This window comes from Methanocrinis sp. (assembly GCF_049974945.1).
GTDB lineage: Archaea > Halobacteriota > Methanosarcinia > Methanotrichales > Methanotrichaceae > Methanocrinis.
Map to the genome: position 1 here is coordinate 1 of NZ_JBNGCU010000163.1, position 2516 is coordinate 2516.

Here is a 2516-nt window from a genome sequence, read left to right on the forward strand (position 1 = left end):
CCAGGGACGAGTATGCGGATTGAAAGCCCACCCATACTGCACCGAGTGCGGCCTGGTAAAGAACCTGTCATCAGAGAAGCCGCGAAGCATCGGTTTTTACATCAACATAATCGCCTCTTTGAAGGAGGAGTTCAAGATGGCCAAAGCCCAGATCCGGCTGATGGCTCTGGATATGAAAAGATACGATTTCGATGACGGTTACGGGATGGACCGCCATCAGCAGGAGGATCTATTCATTAAAATAGTTCAAAAGTATGCCAACGTCCCTGACTGGGCACTGCGGAGGTTCTTCTAGTTAATTGGCCGCCCCCAGAGCTGATTTGATGACGATGATAGGAGGCCTGGTGGGCGATGGCTGGTCTTGGCTTGGATAAATTCAATCTGATGTATTATGATATCATAAATTTCGGGAGGAATGGAAGAGATGTGCGGGATATTCGGATACATAGGATCCGAAAAGGCCTCACCGATACTGTCGAGGGGGCTGAAGAACCTCGAGTACCGGGGGTACGATTCTGTGGGGATCGCTACCGTCTCAAGCCGGCTTGAGACGAGGAAGGATGCGGGCAAGATCGATGATCTGAGGGCGAGGCTCAACCTCGATGAGGTCGAGGGGAACGTGGGGATAGGGCATACTCGGTGGGCCACCCATGGGGCGGTGACGGCCGAGAACGCTCATCCTCATATCGACTGCGAGAATAAGGTTGCCATAATTCATAACGGGATCATAGAGAACTTTTACGAGCTCAAGACGAGTCTGGCCGAGCGAGGCCACAGATTCGCAAGCGAGACCGACTCTGAGGTGATAGCTCACCTGATCGAGGATGAGCTCTCAAAGGACAGTTCAATTCCGGGGGCTGCGTCTTCGTGGAACGGCTGCTCTTTTGAGCACGCCTGCGTTGAGGCCTTCAAGAAGCTCCGCGGAAGTTTTGCGGTATTGGCCATCCATGAGGGTGAAGAGAAGATCGTGGCCACGAGGAAGGATTCGCCCCTGGTGCTCGGCCTTGCAGATCACGGGACCTTCTTCGCCTCAGACGTTGCGCCCTTCCTCGACTGGACCAAGGATGTGGTCTACCTCGAAAATGGCGATCTCGTGGTGGCGAAGAGGAGCGATCTCCAGTTCTTCAACCTCGATTTCGGCGAGGTCGCCCGCCCGGTGAGCACCGTCGAATGGGATCTCCAGGAGGCGAAGAAGGGAAACTTCGATCATTTCATGCTCAAGGAGATCTCCGAGCAGGCCGAGACGATCCAGAGGGCGTGCCTCCAGAATATGGAGGTGGTCGACAGGATCGCCGGGATGGTCAGGTCTGGGTTTGGGGTCTTCTTCATAGCCTGCGGGTCGAGCTATCATGCCTGTCTTACGGGCAGCTACCTCTTCTCGAAGGTGGCGAAGCTGCACGTCAACGTAGCTCTCGCCTCGGAGTTTGAGAACTACGAGCATTTCCTCACCGAGAATACCCTCGTCTTTGCCGTATCTCAGTCCGGAGAGACCGCCGACGTCCTGGAGGCGGTTCGGGCCGCGAAGAGGCGTGGGAGCAGGATCGTCTCCATAACCAACGTCATGGGATCGTCTCTATCCCGGGAGGGGGACGAGCTTCTGCTCATGAACTCGGGGCCCGAGATCTGCGTCCTCTCCACCAAGACCTATACCTCCCAGGTGGTGATGATGGGGCTCCTCGCCTGCGCTCTGAATGGAGATCACGAGTCCTGCATGCGGAAGGTGAAGGACCTTTACATGGACGTCTACAACCTGACCTCGAGGTCGATGAGGGATCAGCTGAAGGCCCTGGCCCGGGATCTAGCCTCCGAGGATCACATATACATGATAGGCCGGGGGCTGCAGTACACCACTGCCCTGGAGGCCGCCCTCAAGGTGAAGGAGGTCTCCTACATTCACACCGAGGCTTTCGCCGGAGGGGAGCTGAAGCACGGCCCTCTGGCGCTGATCGAGGAGGGAACTCCCGTCTTCGTCTTCGTATCCAGGGATAACGAGGATCGGATCATATCGAACGCTCAGGAGGTGAAGGCCAGGGGCGGCTTTGTGATCGGCGTTGCGGACTGGAACAATCCCGTATTCGACCGCTGGATCAAGGTTCCCGACTGCGGGGATCTGAACCCGGTGATCCAGGCGATACCGATGCAGGTTCTGGCTTACGAGCTGGCGGTTCAGAAGAACCTCGATCCCGACAAGCCCCGGAATCTGGCGAAGAGCGTGACTGTGCTCTGAGTCGTTCGGACTCTATTTTGTAGGCGCCACTTGCGAGGTGTGCGCCCGATCCCTTCGGGATCGGGTTGTATGCCGGAAACGCCCTCAGAGATGTCGCCCAGGGGTCTTGGGGATCTATCGGGAGAGGGGCGAGAGAAGATCGGACAGTTATACGAAGACGAGGAAGATGCTATTATAGCAATAAGGGCATATAACCGGCATTTCGCATTAACGGTTTGAACGCTCACTAATTTCCCTGCTATCGATTTTTTGAGAATCGATATCATTCGACGCATTATTAAGGTCGGAT

At 55.8% G+C, this 2516-nt stretch carries 2 protein-coding genes; both read left to right on the forward strand.

The window, feature by feature from the left end; translation table 11 throughout:
* Positions 1-295, forward strand: a 295-nt coding sequence (locus tag ACP5EL_RS10140) for a hypothetical protein (protein WP_428402393.1), incomplete at its 5' end; no start/stop codon positions are given.
* A 120-nt stretch (positions 296-415) separates the two neighbouring features.
* Complete coding sequence (gene glmS, locus ACP5EL_RS10145) at positions 416-2227, forward strand: glutamine--fructose-6-phosphate transaminase (isomerizing) (protein WP_428402394.1); 1812 nt, start codon at positions 416-418, stop codon at positions 2225-2227.
* Positions 2228-2516 lie beyond the last annotated feature (289 nt).

Excerpts from the sequence above, each read along its gene's own strand:
- glmS (WP_428402394.1), top strand. The coding sequence starts at position 416 with ATGGAAGAGATGTGCGGGATATTCGGATACATAGGATCCGAAAAGGCC.